This is a genomic window from Pseudomonas sp. Bc-h, assembly GCF_002080045.1.
Taxonomy (GTDB): Bacteria; Pseudomonadota; Gammaproteobacteria; order Pseudomonadales; family Pseudomonadaceae; genus Aquipseudomonas.
This window is the reverse complement of record NZ_MUIN01000003.1, coordinates 1-2,500: the sequence shown is the minus strand read 5'-3', so window position 1 is coordinate 2,500 and position 2,500 is coordinate 1. Positions and strand designations below refer to the sequence as shown.

Genomic DNA, 2,500 nt, shown 5'->3' with positions numbered 1-2,500 from the left:
TATCCATGGGCAGGTTGAAGGTTAGGTAACACTGACTGGAGGACCGAACCGACTACCGTTGAAAAGTTAGCGGATGACCTGTGGATCGGAGTGAAAGGCTAATCAAGCTCGGAGATAGCTGGTTCTCCTCGAAAGCTATTTAGGTAGCGCCTCATGTATCACTGTAGGGGGTAGAGCACTGTTTCGGCTAGGGGGTCATCCCGACTTACCAAACCGATGCAAACTCCGAATACCTACAAGTGCCGAGCATGGGAGACACACGGCGGGTGCTAACGTCCGTCGTGAAAAGGGAAACAACCCAGACCGTCAGCTAAGGTCCCAAAGTCATGGTTAAGTGGGAAACGATGTGGGAAGGCTTAGACAGCTAGGAGGTTGGCTTAGAAGCAGCCACCCTTTAAAGAAAGCGTAATAGCTCACTAGTCGAGTCGGCCTGCGCGGAAGATGTAACGGGGCTCAAACCATGCACCGAAGCTACGGGTATCACCTTAGGGTGATGCGGTAGAGGAGCGTTCTGTAAGCCTGTGAAGGTGAGTTGAGAAGCTTGCTGGAGGTATCAGAAGTGCGAATGCTGACATGAGTAACGACAATGGGTGTGAAAAACACCCACGCCGAAAGACCAAGGTTTCCTGCGCAACGTTAATCGACGCAGGGTTAGTCGGTCCCTAAGGCGAGGCTGAAAAGCGTAGTCGATGGAAAACAGGTTAATATTCCTGTACTTCTGGTTATTGCGATGGAGGGACGGAGAAGGCTAGGCCAGCCTGGCGTTGGTTGTCCAGGTTTAAGGTGGTAGGCTGGAATCTTAGGTAAATCCGGGATTTCAAGGCCGAGAGCTGATGACGAGTGTTCTTTTGAACACGAAGTGGTTGATGCCATGCTTCCAAGAAAAGCTTCTAAGCTTCAGGTAACCAGGAACCGTACCCCAAACCGACACAGGTGGTTGGGTAGAGAATACCAAGGCGCTTGAGAGAACTCGGGTGAAGGAACTAGGCAAAATGGCACCGTAACTTCGGGAGAAGGTGCGCCGGTGAGGGTGAAGGACTTGCTCCGTAAGCTCATGCCGGTCGAAGATACCAGGCCGCTGCGACTGTTTATTAAAAACACAGCACTCTGCAAACACGAAAGTGGACGTATAGGGTGTGACGCCTGCCCGGTGCCGGAAGGTTAATTGATGGGGTTAGCTAACGCGAAGCTCTTGATCGAAGCCCCGGTAAACGGCGGCCGTAACTATAACGGTCCTAAGGTAGCGAAATTCCTTGTCGGGTAAGTTCCGACCTGCACGAATGGCGTAACGATGGCGGCGCTGTCTCCACCCGAGACTCAGTGAAATTGAAATCGCTGTGAAGATGCAGTGTATCCGCGGCTAGACGGAAAGACCCCGTGAACCTTTACTATAGCTTTGCACTGGACTTTGAATTTGCTTGTGTAGGATAGGTGGGAGGCTTTGAAGCGTGGACGCCAGTTCGCGTGGAGCCATCCTTGAAATACCACCCTGGCAACTTTGAGGTTCTAACTCAGGTCCGTTATCCGGATCGAGGACAGTGTATGGTGGGTAGTTTGACTGGGGCGGTCTCCTCCTAAAGAGTAACGGAGGAGTACGAAGGTGCGCTCAGACCGGTCGGAAATCGGTCGTAGAGTATAAAGGCAAAAGCGCGCTTGACTGCGAGACAGACACGTCGAGCAGGTACGAAAGTAGGTCTTAGTGATCCGGTGGTTCTGTATGGAAGGGCCATCGCTCAACGGATAAAAGGTACTCCGGGGATAACAGGCTGATACCGCCCAAGAGTTCATATCGACGGCGGTGTTTGGCACCTCGATGTCGGCTCATCACATCCTGGGGCTGAAGCCGGTCCCAAGGGTATGGCTGTTCGCCATTTAAAGTGGTACGCGAGCTGGGTTTAGAACGTCGTGAGACAGTTCGGTCCCTATCTGCCGTGGACGTTTGAGATTTGAGAGGGGCTGCTCCTAGTACGAGAGGACCGGAGTGGACGAACCTCTGGTGTTCCGGTTGTCACGCCAGTGGCATTGCCGGGTAGCTATGTTCGGAAAAGATAACCGCTGAAAGCATCTAAGCGGGAAACTTGCCTCAAGATGAGATCTCACTGGAACCTTGAGTTCCCTGAAGGGCCGTCGAAGACTACGACGTTGATAGGTTGGGTGTGTAAGCGCTGTGAGGCGTTGAGCTAACCAATACTAATTGCCCGTGAGGCTTGACCATATAACACCCAAGCAATCTGCGACTCGAGAGAGCATCAGATTGCGGTGACTGTGAAGATGACATGCACCGAAGGTTTGCAGCACAGATGAACCTGATCACATACCCGATTTGCTGAAACGCGGCGCAAGCCACGGTTCGGTACCCGAATTTCTTGACGACCATAGAGCATTGGAACCACCTGATCCCATCCCGAACTCAGCAGTGAAACGATGCATCGCCGATGGTAGTGTGGGGTTTCCCCATGTGAGAGTAGGTCATCGTCAAGATTAAATTCCGAAACCCCAT

At 52.4% G+C, this 2,500-nt stretch carries 2 rRNA genes (1 of these 2 cut by a window edge); both read left to right on the top strand.

The features are described 5' to 3' along the window. Positions 1–2,215, top strand: a 23S ribosomal RNA gene (locus BWR59_RS04745) (it extends 678 nt beyond the left edge of the window). A 150-nt stretch (positions 2,216–2,365) separates the two neighbouring features. Beyond that, positions 2,366–2,481 (top strand): 5S ribosomal RNA (gene rrf, locus BWR59_RS04740). The last annotated feature ends 19 nt before the right edge of the window (positions 2,482–2,500 follow it).